This window comes from Flavobacterium longum (assembly GCF_965137575.1).
GTDB lineage: Bacteria > Bacteroidota > Bacteroidia > Flavobacteriales > Flavobacteriaceae > Flavobacterium > Flavobacterium longum.
In genome coordinates this window covers 298,095-321,971 of record NZ_CBCRZJ010000003.1, presented here as the reverse complement: position 1 = coordinate 321,971, position 23,877 = coordinate 298,095, and the positions used below count along the sequence as shown (strand labels likewise).

The following is a 23,877-nucleotide window of genomic DNA, read 5'->3' as shown; positions in this document are numbered from 1 at the left end:
CGATGAACCTAAGTGAACATATTTGCCCCAATGGCGATGTAATCCTGTACGCCGGAACGCCGGATTTGGCCATGCTTGACGCGTTAGCCGCCGGTCCGGGCGATGTATGGCACAGTTCGTTTGAGCAAGGCTACAAAAATGCGTTTATGGACATCGCGTACCAAACCGCAATTTTTTTCTGGTATGTCAAGGATTTCAACGGCTTGGACCAATGCGGCAGCTGGCGCGTCAATCCGTTCCAATTCGCGGTGCGTAAGAAAGTCTGGGAATTCATGGGCGGTTTCGATCCTGATTACCAAAGCCCGATTGCGCAGGCGTTGCACTTCGGATTCAATGCGTTGCGCAACCAAGGGATTGTCGTGCTCTACACAAAGGGATTGTTTGCCGACGAAACAATAACCTACGAAAAAATATCCCGGAAAGAGCGTTATGCCTTTTTCCGGAAGAACTTCAAGACGCAACATTCCATTTACATGCTGTATCGGAAAGGCATCGTCAATCCGCTGGAATGGCTGGCGTTTTTCAAGGCGCGAAAATTTAAGATGGACGCGCCCAAGCCGATTTTTCCCGTAAAGGAACTGGCGCCGATGACCGGCCAGCCTACGGTGAGTTACATCATCCCGACGATGTCGCGGCAGGACTATACGTTGCAATTGTTGCAGGATCTGGTCAACCAAACCTATCGCCCGACACAAGTGGTTGTCGTGGATGCCACGCCCGAAGACAAACGCGATGCGTCGTTGTACAATCCGGGCGACTATCCGTTCGAAGTGCATTTTGTCTGGCAAACCACCAAGGGAAGTTGCCGCGCCCGCAATGAAGCCATTGTTTTGTGCACCGGCGATTACATCATTTTCGGGGACGATGACATCAGGTTGCGACCGGATTTCGTCGAAAACCACATCAGGTTCCAGCAAACCTATAAAGTGGATGGCGCGAATGGCCTCGACATCCGGGCAGACCATCACACCGACGGACTGGACAAACTCGAAGAAAAGATAAAAGCATCCGGATCGAAACGCATACACAGCGGCCTCGCGCAGCTGATGAGCAATTCCAACGCCTGCGTCAAACGCGAATGGGTCGAGAAACTCGTGGGCAATGACATCAATTATGATGGCGGCTACGGCGAAGACAATGATTTCGGGCTATCGTGCGCCAAGGCTGGCGTCATCATGATGCAGAACCCGTATTCGGTGAACCTGCACCTGAAACCACCGGCCGGTGGCTATCGCGTCTGGGGGATGCAGGCCAAAATCATGGGCAAGAAACGCAAGACGCAGCCTTGGGAACTGGACACGCCCGTAAAATGGATCCGTCCGGTGCCCAGCCCAACGCTGATGTATTATTTCCACAAGCATTTCGGGCCGGATATGGTCACGGAATACCGCCACAAGTATTTCTTCACGTTTCTGTTTAAAGGCGCAAAATCGTCATTGCTTCTGCGTATCTTGCGGTTGCCGTATAGGCAATTACAGTTCAACAAGTCAAAGTTTTACGCCAAGAAACTCATGGCCCTGGGCAAACGGGTCAAGTAGCCGATGATTGTCGCCCTTTCCATCGTTACGCCATCTAGGAAAACAGCCTGCCCAACGCCTAAAAGCGGGCAGAAGGCCGTGATTGATTTGTCGTCGGTGGGCGAGGTGCTTTCATTCGATATTGAAATGGTCTTCAGCCAGCCCATCGCGAGATTCCGAACCCATGATTACCGTTGGGCGCGCGCTGGCGCCGGATGTATTGCTGGCAGCTTCGCACCCAAAATCATTCATTTGGCCGATGGTTGCTATGTACAGCCCAATGTCCAAAACGGCATTTGGGAAATTACGGGCAGCAGAACGATGTTGTGGCGTTTCAACCCTGAAGGCGCCGCGCCGCTCACCGTATATGGCGATGAGCACGGCAAGCAGGTCGTGTCGGCAAAAACTTCGTTCCCGAGTCAAGTGGCTTTGTTATTTTCCTCTTCAGGCGCGATAGAGTTCAGCAGGTCTGCCGTGCCATTTGCGGGCGTGGCTTGTTTTACCGACCACTGCGATTTTGATACGCCGGAAAGTCTAAAGTTGCAACGAGAGTTTTTCAAAAAGGCAGGCATCCGCGTCACGAAAGGCTTTTTCCTGAACCATTTTTCGAAACGGCCAGACAACGCGTCGGTTGCGCGTGAACCGGAAGAATTTAAAAAATGGCGTGACGACGGCCACGAACTCGCGTACCATTCGCTGTCGCAATCCATCAAGAGCGACGACGAAAGTTTCAATGACTTCATAGATTTTACGCCGCCTTATCCCGACGTCCCTACCTGGATTGACCACGGTTACCAGCCTTACAATTTGTCTTTGTATGCGCACCGGCTTTCGGACGAGGATTTCGCTGCGACTTTACATCGGAAGCACATCACCACGCTCTGGAACTACATCGATTCAGGCACGGCGACTACTGGCGTAATCAACCAGCTCAACCCGTCAGATTTTACGCTAGCCAAGTTCTCGGCCGGAAACAAAGATTTGTCGCTGAAGACGCGGCTGGGGCAACTGGTGAAAAACATCATGTTCCATTATTACGCAGACGAGCGCATCGTTGGCCATTACAAACACACGGCGGGCAATGCCAAGAAAGTGTTGTATCAGAAAAAATGGCGCAGCATATGGCCGCTGGTCAAGAGTGTTTTCGGATTGGGCGTTCCCGTGGGGCGCGTATTTTTGGGTTGGGCAACGGCCAAAAACAAACCGTATCGGCTGGCCAAATACACGCCGGTTGTTTTCGGGCATCGCATCGCAGGACGCGACTTTCACATTTTCCAAACGGTTGAAATGGTTGATTTCGCCCGCGGATTGTCTGTCCAGAACACGGACAAACTCATCGCCGAAAGCGGCTTGTTCATCGCACACACTTATTTTTCGGTACCGGCCAGTTACCATCACGGCAAAATGTTTTCGCGCCCAGACCAGATTGATGATCGGGTGGCGCGCAACTTCGAGTATTTGGGTGAAAAAGTCCGTACGGGTCAAATATGGAACCCGACGCTGCACGAGCTCGTCGAATTTTTGGCTAATTTTGAACGCGCCGTACTGGACTTAGACGCTTCGGGCAACATCATTGTGGCCGATGCCCACGGGTTGCCGTACCGCACCGCCAACTAATGGAAATCATTTATACGAAAGACCCGGCATGGTTGGACAAATGGGATGATTTTGTCCGGACCAACGATATAGGCAGTCATTTGATGCTGTCTGATTGGGTGTCGTCGTATCGGTCGTACGGTTTTGATGCCGAGTATTGTCTTTGTCTGGAAAATGGCAACATCACCGGCGGGTTCGCGGCCATCATCGCGAAAGTCGCGTTCTTCAAGTTTTACATCGTACCGTATGGGCCGATCGCGTCCGGTGAAACAAGCGGCTTATTGGACAAACTCATAGGATTTGTACCGCAAAGGGCGAAACATTTCGGTGCCGCGTATGCCCATGTCGCCTTGCCGATTGGGAATCGCGGAAATGTCCATTTTATTCAAAAGGAAATGTCGGTTCAGGCGGCGGAAGGCCATCAGTTTCCCTATGTGTATTCGTCCAACGGGCTGAACTGGATCGACCTCAAGAATACGACCGAAGAAATGCTGCTCGAGCGTTTCAAATCCTCGACGCGCCGTGACCTGCGGGCGGCCATGCGCAAGGAAATGGATGTGGTTTTCCTGGAAACCGAAGCGCAGGTGAAGGCCGGTTACGATTTGTGTCTGGTCAATGCGGCTTCCAACGGCTATGCGTTGCGCGATTGGGCGTCGTTCAAACCCACGTTGCTGTCGCTCATCGGGAAAGGCGCCGCGAAATTTATTGGAGTGTCTAAGGAGAATGACCTGAAAGGCGCTATATTGCTGGTGAAAGCAGGAAACTTTTATACGTATATTTTGGGAGGCACCAAGAAGGAAAAACCAGATTTATTGCCCGGACATCTGCTACAATGGGAAGCCATACGGTTGTCTTTGCGGGAAGGATTGGACGGCTATAACATTTCGCTCGGCGGCTCAAAAGGCGTCATGGATTTCAAGGACAGCTTCGGCACTGCGCATTTGTTGTACGAACAGTCACGCTACCATTGGGTGTTGCGCCCGATGCTGTTCAAGAGTTACCGGTTTTTTGAAAAGCGGATGAAACCCTACAAGAAAACCATTGCCCGCTGGCTGTCAAAACTGAAGCGATGAACAAACTCAAAAGGCTTTTCAAGACGGTTTCCATCGATGTGCGCGTGTACCGCATGACGCAAATCCCTGCAGTTTCGTTGGGCGATTTGCCGTATCGGGTTTCGCAGTCTGCGCATGGAAATGATGTCTGTTATGAAATTTCCGACAATGGGACGTTCGTGCATCGGAGTTTTCTGTACCAACGGTTGCGTGTGCTCTCGTTGCTCGGGAAAGTCGGGCCAGCCATCGGGAACTGCGTCACGAGTGAAGCCTATCGCGGGCAATCCATCTATCCGAAAATGATTGCGAAGATTGCCACCGAAACCCTGACCGCCGGCGAGAAAGAAGTGTTCATCATCGTCAACACAGACAATATCGCGTCCATCCGCGGAATCGAAAAAGCCGGGTTCGACTTATTTGCGACGGTAAAGGCCAAACGGTTCCTATTGTTTTATTTCGACAAAACCATTACCCGAACTTGATGAAATTTTCGCTCATCGTCTGTACGTACATGCGGCCCAAGCCGTTGCATGATCTGCTCGAATCGGTCGGGAAGCAAACCTTGTATCCGGACGAAATCCTGATCGTGGACGGTTCGCGCAATGATGACACGCGCCGGATGCTCGAGGCCAACACCTTCGGTAAACTGCAATATTTTAAAGTGCCCGATGCGCATCGCGGCCTGACCAAACAACGCAACTACGGGATTGCCCGCGTGGCCGCCGATACCGAAATCATTTGTTTTCTGGACGACGACATCATCCTCGAGCCGGATTATTTCGCACAATTAATCGCGACGTACGACCGTTTCCCCGATGCGCTCGGCGTGGGCGGATTCATCATCGAACCCGTAACCTGGGCGAAAGTTCAGGAAAGCGAAACCAAAAATGCCAACCACTTTTATTTTGACGGATGGAAACGCCCGGACGGCAGCCGTTTCGTCATCCGCAAACGTTTTGGCCTCGATGCCGACGTGCCGCCTGGATTCTCGCCGCTGTATTCGCACGGCCGCAGCGTGGGCTTTTTGCCGCCGTCGGGGAAAACATATCCGGTAGAGCAACTCATGGGCGGCGTGTCGTCGTTCCGGAAAGAAGTCTTCAACACGTTTTCATTCTCGGAATATTTCGAAGGTTATGGCCTGTATGAAGACGCCGATTTTACCCTGCGGCTCGCCAAAACCGGAAAGCTTTATCTCAATACCGCCGCGCGGCTCTACCATTATCACGACGATTCCGGCCGCCCGAACAAATACAACTACGGAAAAATGGTGGTGCGCAACGGCTGGTACGTCTGGCGCGTCAAGAATCCGAAGCCTGTTTTGAAAGACCGCTTGAAGTGGAATGCGATCACGTTGTTGCTCACGGCCATTCGGTATGTCAATGTCGTGACGACCAGCAAGCGGAAGGAAGCGTTCACCGAAGCGTTGGGCCGCACGGTAGGCTGGATGGGGTTGTGGTTCAAAAAACCGGGCCGATGAAGACGATATTCCTCAGTTTTTCGATTTCAAATTCGTCGCTCACCGAGTATTTTTTGGTCACGTGTAATAAACTCGCCAAATATTATCGGGTAGTCGTGATTACCGATCGCTTGGATGCGCATCCGTTTGACGTGTCGCCGGAACTTATCATACTGAAATGGCCGTCGGCGCGCCCGACAACGCTGAAGGCGTTCTGGTTTTTGGTCCGGATGATCTTGAAATATCGTCCGGCGACGATGATTGCCATGTTCGGCTCGATGAATGTCTTTATCCTGGCCGGATGGCTTATGCGGGTCAGAAACCGAGTCGCCTGGAACCGGTCGATTTATGCCAAGACCGCTGCCGACGCTCGCAGAGACAAACGCAAAAGCATAATCTACAAAATGGCGACGCATGTATTTGCGAATTCCAACGCGACGCGGCGCGATATGTTGGATCACTTTTCGGTTCCCGATAAGAAAATCACGGTTATGTATAATGCGGTTCGCAACGTGCCGCATGACATCGTCCCTAATCCGAAACAGGTTGTTTTCGTGGGCCGTTTCCATCCACTCAAAGGTCTGGATACGCTGTTGGCTGCCCTGCCGCGGGTCATCGCCGAAATGCCGGATGTGAAACTCGTATTGGTTGGCGCAAAATCCGATGGACAACTTGCGGAATCCTATCGCGTCAAGGCGCGCGGGCTGGGTGTGTTGGGTCATATCGAATTTGCCGGGGTAAAAAGCAAACAGGAAATCACGCAAATCCTGGCTGCGTCTGCCTGTTGCGTCGTACCGTCTTTCTTGGAAGCCTTCGGATTTGTCGTCATCGAAAGTTTTTCGGTGCGCACGCCGGTAGTCGGATCGGATTCATCGGGTATCGCCGAGGTCATCCGAGACGGTCACGACGGATTGCTGTTTCCGCCGGGAGATTCAGAAGCGTTGGCAGGTCAGCTCATAAAAATGTTGTCTGATCACGCGTTTCGGGATGCGTGCGCGTCCTCTTGCCATGACCGTTTCTCGACAGTTTTTGAACTCGAAAAAGTAACGGATGGCGTAGTGGCCGAGTTGCAAAAAATCACCGCATAGATTTTCGCGCGGGCAGATTATATGATATATTTACACCGCGACTAAAACCCTCTTATGATCATCATTGGCGCGAAAGGCTTTGCGAAAGAAGTGTTGGAAGTAATTTGCCAGCGAAACCCCGATGCGGAACTGTTTTTTTACGACGACGTCAATACAGATTTGCCGGAGACACTTTACGGGCGCTACGTGATTTATCGTTCGAAAGACCAGGTGCAGCAACATTTTAGGAATGCCCAAGACAAGTCGTTCACGATTGGGATCGGCAACCCTGTGTTGAGGCACCAATTGTACGAAACCTTCACTGCGTTGGGCGGCGTATTTACATCGACATTGTCTCCATTGGCGCATATCGGCCGTTTCGATAATCAGATTGACGAAGGTTGCAACATCATGACCGGAACAGTAATCACCAATAGCGTACGCATCGGGAAAGGCTGCCTGGTCAATCTCAATTGTACTATCGGGCACGACACCATAGTGGGCGATTTCGTGGAAATGTCTCCGGATGTGAACATTTCGGGCAATTGTAAGATCGGTAATTTCGTTACTTTGGGCACCAATGCTACAGTGTTGCCGGGTGTCAGTATCGGGAATGGCGCCGTAATCGGTGCCGGGTCGGTGGTGACCAAGGATATCCCCGACCATATGTTGGCTTATGGCGTGCCAGCCCAAATCATCAGAAATATAGAATCGTCCAAATGAAAATTTCCTTTGTCATACCCGTGTTCAGAAACGAAGGTTCTATCATACCTACTTACGAGGTATTGTGTTCTTTGTTGACGAAGCTTTCGGCAGACTATGAATTTGTATTTGTGAACGATGGTTCGGACGATGGCTCTATGGCGCAATTGCTGTCTTTACACGAGAACGACACGAAGGTGAAAGTGCTTTCCTTTTCAAGAAATTTTGGGCAGGTAGCCGCCGTGATTGCCGGATTGAAAGAGGTTACCGGTGACGCTGTAGTCGTTATGTCGGCTGATTTACAGGAGCCGATAGCGCTCATTGAAGACATGGTGGCGAAGTGGCAGGCCGGAAACGACATCGTCATTTGCCACAGGATAGACCGCGAAGACGGATTCATTGCCAACAATACCTCGAGGATTTTCTATAAAATGATGCAATATGCCAACCCGACCATGCCCAAAGGCGGATTTGATTTTGTACTCATCGGCCGCAAACCGCTGGAAGCACTGAATCAACTCGATGAACGCAACCGCTTCTTTCAGGGCGATATTCTTTGGTTGGGTTTCAGCACGGTATTTATTCCCTATTCAAGGTTAAAACGAACCATCGGCAAATCGCAATGGACCTTATCCAAGAAGTTGAAATATTTTATCGACGGACTGCTTAACACTTCATACATCCCAATCCGGCTCATCTCACTTTTGGGGATGTGTTTCTCTGTCATAGGCTTTTTGTATGCACTGGTCATCGTTTACAACCGCATCATCAATAATACGCCGTTCGTAGGTTGGGCGCCCATTATGATCACGCTGTTGATTATCGGCGGGTTGATTATGCTCATGTTGGGCATCATCGGTGAGTATGTATGGCGTACCTACGACGAAACCCGGAAACGCCCATTGTATATCATCAAAGATAAATTTTCAAAGAATGAAGAAAGTCACTGATTGGGCCATCCAAAATCCGTTTTGGGTCACGGCGCTCACTTGTGTCGCTTTCTATCTGCTGCCTTTTAAGCCCAAACCATTCGGCGACGGCGACTACCATTTGGGTACGATACAGCTCATCGATTTCATGGCCAACGGTTTCAGCGGCAACGTCATGATCAACAAAGGTTTTGTGACGCTGTTCTGTTACTTGCCCGCTTATTTGGTGGCGTATCCGTTCCATAGCGACGCTGTTTATTTTGCGTGCGGCGTCATCTTCGGATGTTTTTTCGTGTGTCTGGCAGTGAAATTATTGTTCGATGCTTTTGAGATGATGGGGTTTTCCAATCGAACCAAATTCCTGATTTTATTATTGCTGAGCCTTTTCCCCGTGCACGTTTACTATGCCATGGGCATCATCGGTGAGGCATTTGCTTTTTTCGCGTCGTCGGCCTTCGTCTATTTTTTGGTCAAGATAAACAAGACGGCCGCATTGCCGAAACACTACACGGCCTTGGCTTTGAGCCTCATTTTGATTTACGGGATGAAGCCATCGATGCTGCCGTTTGTGTTGGTTTGTGCAGGATTCGTTTTGGTTTTTAAATCTTCGGCGAAAAATCGGCTCGCCTTTGCAGCGGCGCTACTGTTGCTGCCTGCGTTAATCTTGTTGGAACAGCGGTTGGATCAATCAGGGATGGAATTCAAGTCGCGCGTATTCCGTGGCCAGATCTTATGGTCGCGATTCGAACTACGTGACGAACCGCTGAACTGGATGCCGCAACACGGGAACGATGCCTTTGCAAGCCAAGATTATAAAAACAACCTCGCCAAGCGAAAAGAACTTGATTCCATCTGTGCCGCACAAGGCATCGAGCCTACAAAATACTACATCGACTGGGTCAAGAACGACATCCTTTCGCATCCGGGCTTGGCGCTGCGTCAGTATTTCCTGAAGTTTTTCCAATCCCAATCGTTCGTGATTTCGCCGTTGATGAAGTCCAGCAAACCGGCAGTGGTAAAGTACGGCATACACGTCTATATCAATCTGGTCAATTTGGTCTTGGTGGTTTTGGGCGTTTTTGGTCTGATAAAATTGTACAGAAACCGTGAGTACAGACTGTTTTTTCCACTGTTTTTTTTCTGGGGTTGGTGCCTGATGTATGTATGTTTGTTCCACTCGGAGCAACGGTATATGTTCGTATTCCGCCCTTGTTTAGTATTTTTGTCGGGCTATGCGATCAGTCTGTGGGCTGCACGCAGCACCACTAACGTAAATCCTTAATGCGAACGTTTCGTCTCATCGCTTCAGACTACCGAAAATACAAGCGCTACGGCGGCCGCGGGTTTGTCATAGTGTTTTTTACACAGAGTTTTTGGGCGATTTTCCAATACCGGATCGCACACGCGGTGTACACAAAAATTACCTGGCAACCGTTCCGGGCATTTTTCCTTTTGTGGATGTTCTGCTGGCAGAAGACCATTGAGATGACCACTGGGATTTCCATCCCGGCAGCCGTCAACATTGGCCACTCCTTTTACATCGCGCATTTTGGCGGCGTCATTTTCAATTCCAACACCGTCATCGGCGACGATTGTAATTTCTCGCAAGGCGTCACCATCGGTGTTTCGGGAACCGACCAACGCCGTGGCGTGCCCATCGTCGGCGACCGGGTGTATGTGGGCGCAAACGCAGTGTTGGCAGGCAAAATCACCATCGGTAGCGACGTGCTGGTGGGCGCTTGTTCGCTGGTCAATACAGATGTCAAAGACAATTGCACGGTAGTAGGCGTGCCGGCCGTCGTGGTTTCAGAATTCGGATCTAAAGGATATATCTGATGAAGCTCGCAATTATTTCATCGGCACCTTTGATTCCGAAAGACAATACCTATCAGGCTTACGGACCGTACATCAAAGAGATGGCGATTTGGGCGCAGTATGCTGACGATGTTGCATTTGTGAGTCCGGTTTGGGAATCAGATCGCGGCTTGTTGTGCGCTCCCGTAGCCTTTCCGGTTGCCCGGCTCTTTGAGGCAAAAGATTTCAACGTGACATCACCGTTGAATCTATTAAACGCCCTGCGCCATTCGCTTCGCAATTTTTACCGGATTTATCAGGCGATGCGTTGGGCAGACCACATTCACTTGCGATGCCCTGGTAACCTCGGATTGATGGCTTGCATCGTTCAGATTTTTTTTCCTGCGAAGAAAAAAACGGCTAAATATGCGGGCAATTGGGATCCAAAAGCCAAGCAACCTTGGAGCTATAAACTTCAACGCTGGATTTTAGCCAATACGTTCCTGACCAAAAATATGCAAGTGCTGGTATATGGCGCGTGGCCCAATAGCACGCTGAATATCAAACCTTTTTTTACCGCATCATACCGTGAATCACAGAAAACAGCGGTTGAGCCGAGAGACTTGTCGGGGAAAATCCGGTTCCTTTTTGTGGGAACATTGTCGGAAGGGAAAAGACCGCAGTATGCATTACAGTTGGTGATGCAACTTCACCGCGCCGGGCACGACGTCGCCATCGATTTTTTCGGCGAAGGATTGGAGCGACAACCATTGGAAGCCCTCATAACGAGACATAATCTGTCGAAAATCGCATGTTTGAGAGGCAATCGCACCGCCGACGAAATTCAGCAGGCGTATCGGGAAAGCCATTTTTTGTTACTGCCGTCAAAAAGCGAAGGTTGGCCGAAAGTGGTAGCGGAAGCGATGTTTTGGGGGTGTTTGCCTTTAGCGACCAATGTGTCGTGTGTGTCTTATATGCTGGGTCACGGCAATCGGGGGGTCATTTTATCAACCCATCAGGAGACGGATTTCAACTTGGTTCTTGGTATACTCGCAAATCAAGAAGAATATCGAACTAAAGTGCTAGATAGTATAAGCTGGTCCAGACAATTTACCTTAGATTTGTTCGAGAAAGAAATCAAAGCCCTTTTGACATGAGGATTGTACAGGTTATTGACTCGCTTGAGGCCGGCGGCGCTGAACGGATTGCCGTCAATTACGCCAATGCGTTGTCTAAGCGCGTAGAATTTTCCGGGCTTGTCACGACGCGCGCCGAGGGCAACCTGAAAAGCCAAGTGGAGGGCAAAGTCAATTATCTTTTCTTAAAGAAGAAGCATACGCTTGATTTTAGAGCCGTGCTCAGATTTAAGCGCTACTGCAAGTCGAATCATGTTACGTACATCCATGCGCACAGTACTTCGTATTTTCTGGCGATCATGGTAAAAGTGCTTTACCCCAAGGTCAAAATCATCTGGCATGACCACAACGGCAACAGCGAGTTTTTGGAAGTCCGGGAAGCGGTGCCGCTCAACATCGCGTCTATTTTTTTCAAAGGGATTTTGGTGGTCAACAACCAGTTGAAAGCTTGGGCACACCGGGAGTTGCATTGCAGCAACGTGTTGTACATCCCAAATTTCACCAATCCGGAAACCAACGAGAACCAATATACGGAATTGCTTGGAAATTCAGGAAAAAAAATCCTTTCTTTGGCCAACCTCCGAGAACAAAAAGACCATTTCATGTTGCTGGATGCTGCGATTTTACTCAGGGAAAAGCATCCGGACTGGAGTTTTCATTTGGTCGGCAAAGATTTCGAGGATGATTATTCCGAAAAAGTAAAGACCTATCTTAAAGCCAAAGGATTAGAAGGTTACGTTTTCATTTACGGTTCCCGCACCGATACAGCGCACGTCATTTCCCAAGCAGACATCGCCGTACTTTCCTCCAAGTCCGAAGGGCTTCCGGTGGCCTTGCTCGAATACGGATTGTATCACAAACCAGTCGTCGTCACGAATGTCGGTGAAATCCCGATTATCGTTCGCAACCGCCAGAATGGGTTGGTTGTTCCGGCAATGAATAGCCAGGCATTTGCCGAGGCACTTTCTGAATTGATCGACAACCCTGCATTCAAACAAAAAATGGGCGCATCGCTCCACCAAACCATCATGGACCACCATTCTGAATCGGCGGCGATGGACCAATATCTGAACTGGATCGTCACAATTTCTAATGGAAAACAAGGATAAAAATTACCTGTTGCTCATAGGGCTCCATGTTTTATTAGGGATTCTGATATTCCTATTTATGCCATTTTCCAAACTCTATGCGCTGGCCATACTAGCGATCGGACTATACATTACGTTCAAGAGCCAAAATAAGCATCATGAAGTGTTGTATATATGCGGGTACTTGGTAGGCAGTGAGGTTTTTCTTAGGATGACCCAAGGAAACCCTATTTACGAGTATTCCAAGTACGGCGTAATGGCTTTTGTCTTTCTCGGTATGTATTTCAAAGGGTTTTCGAGGAATGCCGTGCCTTATTGGTTGTTCTTATTGCTGTTGGTGCCGGGAATCATTCTAGGTACATACAACCTGAATTACGACACTGATCTTGCGCGGATTATCTCATTTAATATCTCTGGGCCTTTGTGTTTGGGTGTGGTATCATTATATACTTTTAATCGGCCGATTACCATAGAAGGCGTCCAGAATATTATGTTGAGTATTGGTTTGCCGGTAGTTTCGTGTACCACATATCTGTTTTTATATACGCCCAGTATCAGAGATGTAATCACAGGAACCAGTTCGAATTTTGAGGCTTCGGGCGGTTTTGGCCCCAATCAGGTGTCCACCATTTTAGGTTTGGGCGCTTTTGTCTTTTTTTCTAGGGTTTTCTTTGCCTCCAAAAACAAGTTGAACTTATTTGTGAATCTTGGTTTGGCGATTTTCATGAGCTACCGTGGGCTGGTCACTTTTTCCAGAGGCGGGGTGATTACGTGCGCCATCATGCTTATTATCCTGGTGTTGGTGACCTACTTTAAGGTGGGCGCAAAGTCAAGGGGGAAGCTGAATATGTTGCTGGTGCTTTTTTCACTGGCCATTTTTGCCGTTTGGAGTTATTCGTCACTAGAGACCGGTGGTCTTATTGAGAAACGTTATGCCAACCAAGACGCGGCGGGGCGGGTTAAAAAAAGTAAGTTCACGGGTCGTGAAAAGATATCCGAATCTGAAGTTGCGTTCTTCTTGTCGTCGCCCATCGTGGGTATTGGTGTGGGCAAAGGACTGGAAAATCGCGAAAACGAAACCGGTCTGACCGTACTCTCACACAATGAGATCACGCGTGTTATGGCCGAACATGGTTCCTTGGGCATTTTGGCCCTCATTATCCTCTTTGGCACTCCATTTTTTCTGTATCTGGACAATAAAGACCACATCTACATAGCGTGTTTTGTCTGTTTTTGGTTGTTGACTATCAATCATGCTGCCATGCGAACGGCCGCACCAGCATTTGTTTACGCGTTGTCTATCCTCAAAGTGGTGAACTATGAAAAACCTACTGTACGTCGGCAATAAACTTTCGGGCCACGGAAATACCGCTACCGCCATTGAGGTGCTCGGTCCTTTGATGGAACAAGAAGGTTTTCGCGTACAGTATACCTCGACCAAGCGCAATAAGGTATTGAGGCTGGTCGATATGATGTGGCAAACCGTCACACATTTCCGCACCACCGATTTTGTACTCATCGATACCTACAGCACTTGGAATTTCTGGTATGCTTTCGCGGTAAGCCAGCTTTGTCGGATACTTCGGTTGAAATACATCCCTATTCTTCACGGTGGCAACCTGCCGCAGCGGCTCAAAAGGAATCCCGTTTTTTGCAGGATGGTTTTCGGGCACGCATACTGTAATATCGCGCCGTCTGGTTATTTGCATCAAGCATTTTCCGATGCCGGATTCGGTGTGCGCGTCATCCCAAATCCTTTTGACCGTGCAGACTTTCCACACCACGAGCGGCAAACACTTCGACCTCGCCTTCTGTGGGTACGGTCATTCGCGCCGATTTACAATCCGGCAATGGCGGTTTCTGTATTGTCGCTACTCAAAGTGAAATACCCGGGCACTTCGTTGTGTATGGTTGGCCCCGACAAAGGTTTGCTGGAAGCCGTCAAGCAAATGGCCGCAACGGAAGAGCTGGATGTTGTATTCATAGGAAGACAATCCAAAAAAGAATGGGCGGCACTATCGCGCGGCTACGATATTTTTATCAATACCTCGCACATCGATAATATGCCGTTCAGTGTGATTGAAGCCATGTCGTTGGGTATGGCCGTCGTTTCCACTAACGTAGGTGGCATTCCGCACCTGCTCACGCACGGAGAAAACGCGATGTTGGTTCCCGATGGCGATTTCCATTCAATGGCCGAATCGGTAGCAGAACTTATGGAAAACGAATCTTTGCGTACCAGTATTTTGAAACAATCCGAAGCTTTGGTAGCGCAATCAAGCTGGGAAAATGTCCGGGATAAGTGGCTTGAAATTTTAGTTTGAGCAGGTTTGAACGGCGCTTAAATTTTGTTAAATTGCACGTTCATAAAACCAACCCTTATCCATGATCAAACAGCGGAAAATACATTTCGAGATTTCGGAAAGAAAAATTCTGCTGCGGATTTTCGACGTCTTGTCGGTACTGTTGGCACTCTATGTCATCGCCAAGTTGTTCCAATTTGACTATTTCAACATTTCCACCACAAATTTTTATTGGACGATCGTCCTGGCGCTGTACATTTCCGTACTCGGCAGCGTGTTTGAGATGTACAACCTCCAGATTGCGAGCAACCAGTATCAGGTTATTAAAAGTATCGTGCTCACGGCGTCCTCGACTGTCTTGATTTACCTCCTGACCCCGATTTACACCCCGGTGCTGCCGTCAAACCGTTTGCAAATCTTGTTTTTTTATTTGGCGGTGTTGGGCTCACTGTTCATCTGGCGGATGATTTACGTGAAGTTTTTCGCCTCGAATCGGTTCCTCAAAAAGGTGATCCTCATTTGCGATTGCGAACAACTCGAAGAACTGGTCACCGGTTTGGAAGTCAACGACCCGCATTACAAAGTCATGGGTTACGTCAATTCAGACAGCAGCAACGCCAACCGAAATGTCGACGTTGTCCCGAGCATCGGGATTGACGCTTTGGAAGATTTCGTGCACCAGCATCAGGTGTCGGAAGTGGTGATCGCCTCACAGAAGACAGACGGGATTACCGTGAGTCTCTACAACCAATTGATCCAATTGCTGGAAAACGGCTACATCATCCGAGAATATACCCAAGTGTACGAAAGCATTGCCCAGCGTATTCCGGTGCAATATGTGGCGCGCGATTTTTACCGTTATTTCCCTTTCAGCCGAAGCAACCAGAACCAATTGTATTTGCTGTTTGTCCGGATTTTGGAAATTTTAATTTCATTGGTTGGGATTTCTGTTGGGATTGCACTCTTGCCGCTCATCTTGATCGGAAATCTCTTCGGCAACCGAGGCCGTTTGTTCTACACCCAAAAAAGGGTAGGGAAGAACGGCGAAGTATTCAAAATCTTGAAGTTCCGCACGATGGTGAAGAACGCCGAAAAGCACGGTGCGGTATTTACCACGACCAACGATGCGCGCATTACGGCATTCGGGAAATTCCTTCGGAAAACCAGGATTGACGAATTCCCGCAGTTCGTCAACATCCTCAAGGGCGACATGGCCGTCATCGGGCCGCGTCCGGAACGACCTGTTTTCGTGGCCGCCATTGCCGAAAAAATGCCGTTCTACGAAACGCGCCACGTCATCAAACCCGGCTTGACCGGTTGGGCGCAAGTGAACTATTCGTACGGCGAAACCATTGATGATAGCCTGGTCAAACTCCAATACGACCTATATTACATCAAGCACCGGAGTTTCTTCCTGGATATCAACATCATCATCAAGACGTTCAGTACGGTGTTGTTTTACCGCGGACAGTAGAAGATAAGGTTTGAAGTTCATGGCGTAGTTGTCAGCGCCGACTGAATTGGTTATTGTACCACCCAAAGCAACGTCCGTCCGGATTTTTTCAGTTTCTCATCTAGGATTTTCATGCTGGCATTGGATAGCGCCGGGCAACCCCAGCCTTCGGGCGTGCCTTTCGGATAGGTTTCTTCATCGGGCACTTTTTCCCAGGAATGCAGTACGATTTGTCTTTTTTCCGCATTGCTGTTGGTCTTGTCCTGTCCCAACAATTTGTAGTTGACGTTGATGCCCCAATTGCTGTAGCCTCGCGAGGCCACGATGTATTTCCCAACTGAAGAAAGGTGCGATCCGTCCGTGTTGCTCACTTTGGCCGCGGCCTTCGAAAAATCCATCGCCCATGGGTTGTTTCCGCAGCCATGGCTTACCATGAAAGCGTGTGCAAGCGTGTCTTTCTCGAAGTCCCAGACATAGAATCGCTTCAGGCCAGAGTGCCTTTTCAGGTCAACCAACAGGAAAAATTTGGTGTTGAGTTTTTTGGTTTTGCAGTAGGTTTCGGCTTCCGCGGCCTTTATCTTGAGATACCCGATGTCAATGGCTTGTGCTGCCCGAATGGCAGTGCGGCGGTTGGCATCGGAGTCTTTTCCGCCAAGCAAGCCCGCCAGACAAAATACGGCGATTTTCAGGAATGCTTTCACCTTTACGAAGCTTTATTCTTCGAGAGCAACCGGAGCAAGATGATGCTGTTTACGGCAACCATCGGCAGGACAATCAGGAAATGCGCCTTGTTGAACGCCAGCAACAGGTAAACAACCATACAGCCGAGCACGGTATAACCCAAATACGTGAAGGATTTTGTGCGGTTGCGCAACAGCAATATGGTAATCGGTAGCCACAACGGATTGAACAACAATACATTGTAATTCCAGGCCAGTTCTTCGTGCAACGAATACAACGTGCTGAACGCGAAGAAAATCCCGAGTAACGATACCAAAATGAGGTAAAATGCCGTCAATCCTTTTTTATTCAGGACGACTACGACAGTCAGGAAAATCAGGTAAATATAGATGTTGTTCCAAAGCGAAAAAGGTGGTTTCTGCTCCGGAAAAGTCATCAGTTTCTTGGTTTCCGAGACAATCGGTTTGCCGTCGTATGTGGTCAAGGCAAGGCTTTGCTCGAGTTCCGTCGGCAAGAACAACGTCGTGGCCTGTTCATCGACTTTCGTCCCAAAGAGTACACTCGTGCCCCAGCGTTCAAAGAAATGGCCTTCGAAATACGGGTAAATGATGTCGCGATACGTCGTATCCAGATTTTTGCGTTTGTACAGGATTTTGCCGCCAAGGCTTTTGTTGAGTACGTCCATCGCCATATTGGTGCAATTACGGTCGATGAATTTGTAGGTGTAGTATCGCGCGTCCGAATACAGCACGGCGTTCAGTTCTTCAAAGAGCTGCTGTTTTTTCTCTTGCGGAATGTCCAATATCTGCTCGGAAATCGACCGTTTTTCGTAATCGTATTGGATGATGAAATCCTGGAAACTGCCCGCGGTCACGAAATATTGCATGTCGCCTTTTACGAACCGCAAGGCGAAATTCGGTGTCGAAAAATCGAACGCACCATAATTGTACACCACGTCGATGCCGCGATCCGGGTCGGCAATTCGAATGGCGGTATGCCCGAATAAGGCATAGATTTCAGGAGACGAACCGCACGTGAGCACGCTGACTTTGGCGTTGGGCGATAACGGGACAGATTGACTGAACGCCAATATCGGAAACAGGAAAAAGAATAGGAGTCTGCGCATGTTCTGGTTTGCCGCAAGTTACTTTAACGGAAAATACCAAGGTCAACTTTCAGGGAAAAAATATTCGAATACAACGCCGCACTCTGGTCGCCCAAATCGGTCAATGCATAATCCACTTGGATGCCTTTGTATTTAAAACCGAGGCCAACGTTGGGCTGGAACCCGACTTTCTTGGTGCCGTCAATCTGCTCGACGTTCTGGAAATTACCCAGTCCGGCACGCACGAACACCATGTCGATGTAGCCCCATTCAAACCCGATGGCCGGGTCGATGCTCACGAAACTCGACGAAATCAAATCATTGGTCTGCTCGAAACGCATGTTGAGGTTTGTGGCCGCGAGCAACGTCATTTCATTGTGGAATTCAAATTTCTTACTTACCCCGAGTTGTGCTTTCGGCAGCGTAATCTCACTGCTTTCGGGCAATTCCTGATTCTGTCCTTCCACGGCACCCGCAATCTGGGCGTATTCTTCTTCATCGATGTTCCAGATGTTGTACGTGGTGGTGATGTCGCGGAGCATCAACCCGAAATGCCAGTCGTTGCGGTCAAACTGCAGCCCGACATCGAGCCCAAAACCCCAGGAATTCGCAAATTTGCCGATGATCCGGCGGATGACTTTCGCGTTCACACCGTACTGGAAACCTTCAATTTTAAGCCGTCGCGCGTACGAAAAAGTTGCACCGTAATCGGCCGTGGAAAATAAACTGATGCGGTTGTAGTCAATGTTGCCTTGGTCGTCGATGAGTTGCGTCGTATTCAGGATGTCGTCCACGCCGAAACGGATCAGCGATACGCCCCAGGCACTTTCGCTGTCAATCGGCATGGCAAAAGCGGCGTAGTCATATTGGGCGATGTTCGCAAAATAACTCGCGTGCATCAACGCCACTTGTTTGTCTTCGAGTTTGAGGATGCCGGCCGGATTCCAATAGCCCGAATTCACGTCGCCGGTAGAAGCCACGACCGCGTTGGACATGCCCAAGGCGGCCGCATCGACCCCAATGTTCATGAATTCGTTGGAATATTTGCGTACGGCCTGGGCGCTTGCAGACAGCGCGGTGAGCAGCAGCAACAAAAGTGAAATCTTCCTCAAAGCAAATTTTTTAAGCCGGATGGTGCCGTCAAAAGTATGAATTTTTTGGTGGTTTCGCCCGAAAATAAATCTGAGTTAAAACGCGCCAGACGTTAACTTATTGTGCTACATTTGCGGCGTATCATGTGAATATGAGCATCAAAAAGCACATCCCGAACCTCATTACGTTATTGAACCTGTTGTGCGGTTGCATCGCCGTGGTTTTCGCCAGTCAATCCAGATTCGACTTGGCGTTCTTTTTTGTATGCGGCGGTATTTTCCTCGATTTTTTCGATGGTTTTTTTGCCCGATTGTTCAAGGTGTCCAGCCCGCTCGGGTTGCAACTCGATTCCTTGGCCGATATGGTCACCAGCGGCGTGACGCCCGGATTGGTGATGTTCCAACTTATGTCCAACGGGAATACGCTTCCGGCATGGTTTCCGTTTCTTGGTTTCCTGGTGACGCTCGGTTCTTGCTACCGCTTGGCCAATTTTAATATAGACACGCGCCAGACCGATTCCTTTATAGGGTTACCCACGCCGGCCAATGCGCTTTTTATCATGAGTTTGCCGCTCGTCCTGCAGCATACAGATTCTTTGGTGTTGCTGGAAATGCTCGTGAATCCTTGGTTGTTGCTTGCGATTTCCGTGTGTAGCGCATTCATTCTCAACGCCGAAATCCCGTTGTTTTCACTCAAGATCAAGAAAATTGGATTCAAAGGAAACGAACTTCCCATTTTGTTCATGTTGTACGCTGCGGTCTTGCTCGTCTGGTTGACGTATGCCGCATTGCCGGTGATTATCCTTTCGTACATCATCCTGTCGGTCATCAACAATAAATTCCCGCATCGGTAAACCATGGCCGTCCGGAAACCCGCGAAGAAACCGCGGAAGAAAAGAATCGCTTTTTTGAACGGGAAGGTTTCCAAAGTACTGTATGTTATCCTGTTTTTGCTCATCGTGTGCGCCATCGGCTACCACTACCGCAATGCGCTGGCGTACTATTTCAGTTTCAAGACCAACAAATCCTGGAACAACGAAAAGCTCCATTCCATCCGGAACCTACAAGTGCTCGGCAATCATGAAAGTCATGTTGTCGGGATCGACGTTTCTGAATATCAAGGCAAAATAAACTGGGCCGTGACCGATTCTGTCGAAGGCAGTTTCCCGATCGGTTTCGTGTTCATCCGTGCCACGTACGGCGAGGATTGTCTCGATGCGCAATTCCGGAAAAACTGGCGTGAAGTCAAGCAAACACCAATGGTTCGGGGCGCGTATCATTATTACCGTCCGGATGAGAATTCCATCAAACAGGCGCAGAATTTCATCAACAACGTCACCCTCGAAAAGGGCGATTTGCCGCCGGTACTCGATGTCGAGCGGATACCCGAAGGCCAATCCATCGAGCGGTTAAAAGTCGGGATACGGCGTTGGCTCGAAAAAGTGGAAAAACACTATGGTATGCAGCCCATCATCTACAGCGGCGACCGTTATTACAACGATTTTTTGAAGGAAGAATTCAGGGCGTACACGGTTTGGGTGGCCAATTACAATTTCCTCAAGGAAGAAATCGAGCCGGGCTGGCAATTCTGGCAATTCACACAAAATGGCACGGCCAAAGGCATAAACGGCGATGTGGACATCAACATCTTTAACGGCGATGGCGCTGCATTGCGGCGCATCAGGAAAAAATAATCAAGGGTTTTTGATGACGATCATCGCGACGATGAAAGCGAAGAAACCGAGCATCAACGCAAAATACAACCGCGCTTTCGGATGGGCGAAATTGATGGTCCAGCCCATATCCGGATTGGGTTTTGGCGGAAACAGTCGGTCGTCGGCCTTGTTGAAGTAAAATACTTTCCAGACGTAATTTTTAGGGTCGCGCTCCGGAAGTCCGTCCATCAGAAAGTGATTTTTTTCTTGCGGAGTTCGAAATTCTGCCCGAGGTAAACGCGGCGCACCATTTCGTCCTGCACCAATTCTTCTGGCGTTCCGGCCTTGAGGATGCCGCCTTCGAACATCAGGTAACTTTTCTCGGTAATGGCCAGCGTTTCCTGTACGTTGTGGTCGGTAATCAAGATGCCGATGTTCTTGTTCTTGAGCTGGGCCACGATGCGTTGGATGTCTTCCACGGCCACGGGATCAACGCCTGCAAAAGGTTCGTCGAGCAAGATGAATTTCGGGTCTGTGGCCAATGCGCGTGCGATTTCGGTCCTGCGTCGTTCACCGCCAGAAAGCAAATCGCCACGGTTGGTGCGGATGTGATTGAGGCTGAATTCCGCAATCAGTTCTTCCATCTTGGCTTCCTGCTGGTCTTTCGTCAGGTCTGTGAGCTGCAAAACACTCATGATGTTGTCTTCGATGCTCAATTTCCGGAACACCGATGCTTCCTGCGCCAGATAGCCAATGCCGTATTGCGCGCGTTTGTACATCGGGAAGTCCGTGATTTCCATGTTGTCGAGCCAGATCTTGCCTGCGTTCGGCTTTACCAAACCCACGATCATATAGAACGAGGTGGTTTTTCCGGCGCCGTTCGGCCCGAGCAACCCGACGATTTCGCCTTGGTTCACTTCTACCGAAATGCCTTTTACGACCGAGCGGCCTTTGTATGTTTTAACGAGATTTTCGGCTCTTAGGATCATGGATGTTTCGATTGTTGAACCAACGCGACGCAAATAAACAAATAATTGACAAACCAAACTTCCGGTTTAACCAATTATTAATTATTCATTATTAACTATTAATTGATTCCAGTTCTTCCCAAAACTCATACGCCCTTCGCAAATGCGGGATGACGATCGTGCCGCCTACCAAGGTCGCGATAGACATGGCTTCCATCATTTCGGCTTTTGAAACGCCTTCTTTGTGGCAGGTTTCCAGATGGTATTTCACGCAATCGTCGCAACGCAACACCGCAGAAGCCACCAATCCGAGCAGTTCTTTGGTTTTCACGTCAAGCGCGCCGGCCATGTAGGCATTCGTATCGAGATTGAAGATGCGCTTGATGACTTTGTTGTCGTCGGCCAGGAGTTTTTCATTCATCTTGGCGCGGTAGTCGTTGAATTCTTTTACGAGGTCAGCCATGTTTTCAAATTTTCAAATTCGCCTTTTCATCCTTCAATTTCTGCTTTACCACATATGCCGAAATCAAGATGCTGAATTCATAGATCAAAATCATCGGTACGGCCACCATGATTTGGCTCACCACGTCGGGCGGCGTCACGATGGCGGCGATGATCAAGATGATTACAATGCCGTATTTGCGGTATTTGCGAAGGAATTCTGGTGTCACCAAGCCGAGTTTCGACAAGAAGAAAATCACGATCGGCAACTCGAAATACAGTCCGCTGGCCAGGATCGACATTTTTACCATGCCCATATATGACGCAATGTTGAACTGGTTTTGCACCATGTCGCTGATGCTGAATGTCGCCACGAATTGTACCGACATCGGCACCACAACGTAGTATCCGAACACGACGCCCATAAAGAACAGCAGCGAGGAAATGAAGATGAACAGTTTGGCATTACGGCGTTCCTTTTCGTACAGCGCCGGGCTGATGAAACCCCAGAGCAACCACAATATATAAGGGAAAGCCAGGATAAAACCGCCCAAGATGCAAATCCAGACGAAGATGTTGATCTGGCCTTCCATTTCGGTGTTCTGGATGATGAACGGCAGTTCGGTCACGCAGATGCTGTCGGCAAAACCGAGTTGGTGAGACAAATCGCAAAAGAAACGGTACGTGACGAAATCCACGCGCGTTGGCCCGAAAATGACTTCTTCGAACAGCCAGTCGGCGATGAAGTACACGCCGCAGGCACCAATAATGATGGCAATGGATGAGCGCACCAACAACCACCGAAGTTCTTCGAGATGATCCAGGAACGACATCTCGTTGACCTCTTTTTTCGCTTTTTTCGCCATCAGATAATGCCTTCTTTTAGGATGTCATGCAAATGGATGACGCCTTGGTAAGCGCCGTCGTCCACGACGATGAGTTGTGTGATGGAAAAGTCTTCGAGCATGTTGAGCGCGTCGGTGACCATGTGTTTCGTGCTGACCGATTTCGGGTTTTGTGTCATGATGTCGCGCGCGTGCAAACCGGCAATCGAGTCGCGGCCCGCCAACATTCTTCGGATGTCGCCGTCGGTGATGATGCCGATGACTTTGCCGTCTTCGATGACCGCCGCGACACCCAATCTTTTTTCGGAAATCTCGAAAATGACCTGGCGGATGTCGGCGTCCGGCGATACTTTAGGGCTGTGCGTGCGGTCCAGCATGTCGCCCACGCGAAGCAATAATTTTTTCCCGAGTGCGCCGCCCGGATGGTATTTCGCGAAATTGTCGGCCGTAAAACCACGCAGTTCCATCAGGCAAACCGCTACGGCATCGCCCATGACGAGTTGCGCCGTCGTACTGGAAGTAGGCGCGAGGTTGATGGGATCGGCTTCTGTATCTACGGTCGTATTCAGGACGAAGTCGGCATGTTTGGCCAGGAATGACGTCGTGTTGCCCGTCATCGCAATAAGCGTGTTGCCAAAGCGTTTCAGGATCGGGACGAGCACTTTGATTTCAGGGCTGTTGCCACTCTTGGAAATGCAGATGACCACATCGCCCGGTTGTACCATGCCCAAATCCCCGTGAATGGCTTCGGATGCGTGCAAAAACATCGATGGCGTTCCGGTGGAGTTCATCGTGGCCACGATTTTCTGTGCGATAATGGCGCTCTTGCCGATTCCGGTCACGACGAGCCGGCCTTTGGCGTTGTAAATCAGGTCAACGGCTTGCGTAAAGTCTGCATCGACGAAGTTTACGAGCGTCGCAATAGCTTCACTTTCAGTAAGGATGACGCGTTTTGCCGCCGCTGAAATTTTTTCTTGATTACCCAATGCAGAAATGTT

General features: G+C 49.4%; 25 protein-coding genes. 17 read left to right on the top strand and 8 right to left on the bottom strand.

The window, feature by feature from the left end; translation table 11 throughout:
* Positions 1–2 precede the first annotated feature (2 nt).
* The 15 genes from ACM9J1_RS07095 to ACM9J1_RS07025 all read left to right on the top strand — a co-directional run bounded on the left by ACM9J1_RS07095 (position 3) and on the right by ACM9J1_RS07025 (position 16,114).
* A complete protein-coding gene (locus ACM9J1_RS07095; protein WP_415581336.1) occupies positions 3–1,538 on the top strand; it encodes a glycosyltransferase family 2 protein in 1,536 nt (511 codons plus the stop codon).
* A gap of 3 nt (positions 1,539–1,541) precedes the next feature.
* Positions 1,542–3,134: a hypothetical protein gene (locus ACM9J1_RS07090; protein WP_415581335.1), complete on the top strand. Its 1,593-nt coding sequence runs from the start codon at positions 1,542–1,544 to the stop codon at positions 3,132–3,134.
* A complete protein-coding gene (locus ACM9J1_RS07085; protein WP_415581334.1) occupies positions 3,134–4,186 on the top strand; it encodes a lipid II:glycine glycyltransferase FemX in 1,053 nt (350 codons plus the stop codon). The genes ACM9J1_RS07090 and ACM9J1_RS07085 overlap by 1 nt, the downstream gene beginning before the upstream one ends.
* Complete coding sequence (locus tag ACM9J1_RS07080) at positions 4,183–4,647, top strand: GNAT family N-acetyltransferase (protein ID WP_415581333.1); 465 nt, start codon at positions 4,183–4,185, stop codon at positions 4,645–4,647. Before ACM9J1_RS07085 ends, ACM9J1_RS07080 begins: the two co-directional genes overlap by 4 nt.
* On the top strand, positions 4,647–5,642 hold the full coding sequence (locus ACM9J1_RS07075) for a glycosyltransferase family 2 protein (RefSeq protein WP_415581332.1): 996 nt from the start codon (positions 4,647–4,649) through the stop codon (positions 5,640–5,642). The genes ACM9J1_RS07080 and ACM9J1_RS07075 overlap by 1 nt, the downstream gene beginning before the upstream one ends.
* Entirely contained in the window at positions 5,639–6,709 is a 1,071-nt protein-coding gene (locus ACM9J1_RS07070) for a glycosyltransferase family 4 protein (RefSeq protein WP_415581331.1), read from the top strand. The genes ACM9J1_RS07075 and ACM9J1_RS07070 overlap by 4 nt, the downstream gene beginning before the upstream one ends.
* Positions 6,710–6,763: 54 nt before the next feature.
* Entirely contained in the window at positions 6,764–7,411 is a 648-nt protein-coding gene (locus ACM9J1_RS07065; protein WP_415581330.1) for an acetyltransferase, read from the top strand.
* Positions 7,408–8,340: a glycosyltransferase family 2 protein gene (locus ACM9J1_RS07060; RefSeq protein ID WP_415581329.1), complete on the top strand. Its 933-nt coding sequence runs from the start codon at positions 7,408–7,410 to the stop codon at positions 8,338–8,340. The genes ACM9J1_RS07065 and ACM9J1_RS07060 overlap by 4 nt, the downstream gene beginning before the upstream one ends.
* On the top strand, positions 8,324–9,601 hold the full coding sequence (locus ACM9J1_RS07055) for a hypothetical protein (RefSeq protein ID WP_415581328.1): 1,278 nt from the start codon (positions 8,324–8,326) through the stop codon (positions 9,599–9,601). The genes ACM9J1_RS07060 and ACM9J1_RS07055 overlap by 17 nt, the downstream gene beginning before the upstream one ends.
* The gene (locus ACM9J1_RS07050; protein ID WP_415581327.1) at positions 9,601–10,155 is read left to right on the top strand and encodes a serine O-acetyltransferase; all 555 of its coding nucleotides are present in this window, start codon (positions 9,601–9,603) and stop codon (positions 10,153–10,155) included. The genes ACM9J1_RS07055 and ACM9J1_RS07050 overlap by 1 nt, the downstream gene beginning before the upstream one ends.
* Positions 10,155–11,270 (top strand): glycosyltransferase, encoded by a 1,116-nt coding sequence (locus ACM9J1_RS07045; protein WP_415581326.1) that lies wholly within the window; start codon positions 10,155–10,157, stop codon positions 11,268–11,270. The genes ACM9J1_RS07050 and ACM9J1_RS07045 overlap by 1 nt, the downstream gene beginning before the upstream one ends.
* Positions 11,267–12,358, top strand: coding sequence for a glycosyltransferase (locus tag ACM9J1_RS07040; protein WP_415581325.1), 1,092 nt, complete (start codon positions 11,267–11,269; stop codon positions 12,356–12,358). The genes ACM9J1_RS07045 and ACM9J1_RS07040 overlap by 4 nt, the downstream gene beginning before the upstream one ends.
* Positions 12,342–13,685 (top strand): O-antigen ligase family protein, encoded by a 1,344-nt coding sequence (locus ACM9J1_RS07035; protein ID WP_415581324.1) that lies wholly within the window; start codon positions 12,342–12,344, stop codon positions 13,683–13,685. Before ACM9J1_RS07040 ends, ACM9J1_RS07035 begins: the two co-directional genes overlap by 17 nt.
* Positions 13,657–14,661 (top strand): glycosyltransferase family 4 protein, encoded by a 1,005-nt coding sequence (locus tag ACM9J1_RS07030; protein ID WP_415581323.1) that lies wholly within the window; start codon positions 13,657–13,659, stop codon positions 14,659–14,661. The genes ACM9J1_RS07035 and ACM9J1_RS07030 overlap by 29 nt, the downstream gene beginning before the upstream one ends.
* A gap of 61 nt (positions 14,662–14,722) precedes the next feature.
* Positions 14,723–16,114: an exopolysaccharide biosynthesis polyprenyl glycosylphosphotransferase gene (locus ACM9J1_RS07025; RefSeq protein WP_415581322.1), complete on the top strand. Its 1,392-nt coding sequence runs from the start codon at positions 14,723–14,725 to the stop codon at positions 16,112–16,114.
* Positions 16,115–16,164: 50 nt separating this feature from the next.
* Here ACM9J1_RS07025 and ACM9J1_RS07020 read toward each other — a convergent pair whose 3' ends face one another.
* The 3 genes from ACM9J1_RS07020 to ACM9J1_RS07010 are packed head-to-tail and all read right to left on the bottom strand — an operon-like array spanning position 16,165 to position 18,991.
* Entirely contained in the window at positions 16,165–16,794 is a 630-nt protein-coding gene (locus tag ACM9J1_RS07020; protein WP_415581321.1) for a murein L,D-transpeptidase catalytic domain-containing protein, read from the bottom strand.
* 2 nt (positions 16,795–16,796) lie between these two features.
* Positions 16,797–17,900 (bottom strand): lipoprotein N-acyltransferase Lnb domain-containing protein, encoded by a 1,104-nt coding sequence (locus ACM9J1_RS07015; protein ID WP_415581320.1) that lies wholly within the window; start codon positions 17,898–17,900, stop codon positions 16,797–16,799.
* Positions 17,901–17,923: 23 nt separating this feature from the next.
* Positions 17,924–18,991, bottom strand: a complete 1,068-nt coding sequence (locus ACM9J1_RS07010; protein WP_462916987.1) for a putative type IX sorting system protein PorV2 — start codon at positions 18,989–18,991, stop codon at positions 17,924–17,926.
* Between the two features lie 131 nt (positions 18,992–19,122).
* On the opposite strand from ACM9J1_RS07010, the gene ACM9J1_RS07005 reads away from it, so the two are divergent.
* The gene (locus tag ACM9J1_RS07005; protein ID WP_415581319.1) at positions 19,123–19,824 is read left to right on the top strand and encodes a CDP-alcohol phosphatidyltransferase family protein; all 702 of its coding nucleotides are present in this window, start codon (positions 19,123–19,125) and stop codon (positions 19,822–19,824) included.
* Positions 19,825–19,827: 3 nt separating this feature from the next.
* Positions 19,828–20,664 (top strand): GH25 family lysozyme, encoded by an 837-nt coding sequence (locus ACM9J1_RS07000; protein ID WP_415581318.1) that lies wholly within the window; start codon positions 19,828–19,830, stop codon positions 20,662–20,664.
* Here the strand turns inward: ACM9J1_RS07000 and ACM9J1_RS06995 are convergent, their stop codons facing one another.
* The 5 genes from ACM9J1_RS06995 to ACM9J1_RS06975 all read right to left on the bottom strand — a co-directional run bounded on the left by ACM9J1_RS06995 (position 20,665) and on the right by ACM9J1_RS06975 (position 23,865).
* A complete protein-coding gene (locus ACM9J1_RS06995; protein WP_415581317.1) occupies positions 20,665–20,874 on the bottom strand; it encodes a DUF5808 domain-containing protein in 210 nt (69 codons plus the stop codon).
* Positions 20,874–21,614 (bottom strand): LPS export ABC transporter ATP-binding protein, encoded by a 741-nt coding sequence (gene lptB, locus ACM9J1_RS06990; RefSeq protein WP_415581316.1) that lies wholly within the window; start codon positions 21,612–21,614, stop codon positions 20,874–20,876. Before lptB ends, ACM9J1_RS06995 begins: the two co-directional genes overlap by 1 nt.
* A 91-nt stretch (positions 21,615–21,705) precedes the next feature.
* The gene (locus ACM9J1_RS06985) at positions 21,706–22,056 is read right to left on the bottom strand and encodes a carboxymuconolactone decarboxylase family protein (RefSeq protein WP_415581315.1); all 351 of its coding nucleotides are present in this window, start codon (positions 22,054–22,056) and stop codon (positions 21,706–21,708) included.
* Between the two features lie 4 nt (positions 22,057–22,060).
* The gene (gene tatC / locus ACM9J1_RS06980) at positions 22,061–22,900 is read right to left on the bottom strand and encodes a twin-arginine translocase subunit TatC (protein WP_415581314.1); all 840 of its coding nucleotides are present in this window, start codon (positions 22,898–22,900) and stop codon (positions 22,061–22,063) included.
* A complete protein-coding gene (locus ACM9J1_RS06975; protein WP_415581313.1) occupies positions 22,900–23,865 on the bottom strand; it encodes a KpsF/GutQ family sugar-phosphate isomerase in 966 nt (321 codons plus the stop codon). The genes tatC and ACM9J1_RS06975 overlap by 1 nt, the downstream gene beginning before the upstream one ends.
* Positions 23,866–23,877: the final 12 nt, after the last annotated feature.

Excerpts from the sequence above, each read along its gene's own strand:
- ACM9J1_RS07095 (WP_415581336.1), top strand. The coding sequence starts at position 3 with ATGAACCTAAGTGAACATATTTGCCCCAATGGCGATGTAATCCTGTAC.
- ACM9J1_RS07090 (WP_415581335.1), top strand. The coding sequence starts at position 1,542 with ATGATTGTCGCCCTTTCCATCGTTACGCCATCTAGGAAAACAGCCTGC.
- ACM9J1_RS07085 (WP_415581334.1), top strand. The coding sequence starts at position 3,134 with ATGGAAATCATTTATACGAAAGACCCGGCATGGTTGGACAAATGGGAT.
- ACM9J1_RS07080 (WP_415581333.1), top strand. The coding sequence starts at position 4,183 with ATGAACAAACTCAAAAGGCTTTTCAAGACGGTTTCCATCGATGTGCGC.
- ACM9J1_RS07075 (WP_415581332.1), top strand. The coding sequence starts at position 4,647 with ATGAAATTTTCGCTCATCGTCTGTACGTACATGCGGCCCAAGCCGTTG.
- ACM9J1_RS07070 (WP_415581331.1), top strand. The coding sequence starts at position 5,639 with ATGAAGACGATATTCCTCAGTTTTTCGATTTCAAATTCGTCGCTCACC.
- ACM9J1_RS07065 (WP_415581330.1), top strand. The coding sequence starts at position 6,764 with ATGATCATCATTGGCGCGAAAGGCTTTGCGAAAGAAGTGTTGGAAGTA.
- ACM9J1_RS07060 (WP_415581329.1), top strand. The coding sequence starts at position 7,408 with ATGAAAATTTCCTTTGTCATACCCGTGTTCAGAAACGAAGGTTCTATC.
- ACM9J1_RS07055 (WP_415581328.1), top strand. The coding sequence starts at position 8,324 with ATGAAGAAAGTCACTGATTGGGCCATCCAAAATCCGTTTTGGGTCACG.
- ACM9J1_RS07050 (WP_415581327.1), top strand. The coding sequence starts at position 9,601 with ATGCGAACGTTTCGTCTCATCGCTTCAGACTACCGAAAATACAAGCGC.
- ACM9J1_RS07045 (WP_415581326.1), top strand. The coding sequence starts at position 10,155 with ATGAAGCTCGCAATTATTTCATCGGCACCTTTGATTCCGAAAGACAAT.
- ACM9J1_RS07040 (WP_415581325.1), top strand. The coding sequence starts at position 11,267 with ATGAGGATTGTACAGGTTATTGACTCGCTTGAGGCCGGCGGCGCTGAA.
- ACM9J1_RS07035 (WP_415581324.1), top strand. The coding sequence starts at position 12,342 with ATGGAAAACAAGGATAAAAATTACCTGTTGCTCATAGGGCTCCATGTT.
- ACM9J1_RS07030 (WP_415581323.1), top strand. The coding sequence starts at position 13,657 with ATGAAAAACCTACTGTACGTCGGCAATAAACTTTCGGGCCACGGAAAT.
- ACM9J1_RS07025 (WP_415581322.1), top strand. The coding sequence starts at position 14,723 with ATGATCAAACAGCGGAAAATACATTTCGAGATTTCGGAAAGAAAAATT.
- ACM9J1_RS07015 (WP_415581320.1), bottom strand. The coding sequence starts at position 17,900 with ATGCGCAGACTCCTATTCTTTTTCCTGTTTCCGATATTGGCGTTCAGT.
- ACM9J1_RS07005 (WP_415581319.1), top strand. The coding sequence starts at position 19,123 with ATGAGCATCAAAAAGCACATCCCGAACCTCATTACGTTATTGAACCTG.
- ACM9J1_RS07000 (WP_415581318.1), top strand. The coding sequence starts at position 19,828 with ATGGCCGTCCGGAAACCCGCGAAGAAACCGCGGAAGAAAAGAATCGCT.
- ACM9J1_RS06995 (WP_415581317.1), bottom strand. The coding sequence starts at position 20,874 with ATGGACGGACTTCCGGAGCGCGACCCTAAAAATTACGTCTGGAAAGTA.
- lptB (WP_415581316.1), bottom strand. The coding sequence starts at position 21,614 with ATGATCCTAAGAGCCGAAAATCTCGTTAAAACATACAAAGGCCGCTCG.
- ACM9J1_RS06985 (WP_415581315.1), bottom strand. The coding sequence starts at position 22,056 with ATGGCTGACCTCGTAAAAGAATTCAACGACTACCGCGCCAAGATGAAT.
- tatC (WP_415581314.1), bottom strand. The coding sequence starts at position 22,900 with ATGGCGAAAAAAGCGAAAAAAGAGGTCAACGAGATGTCGTTCCTGGAT.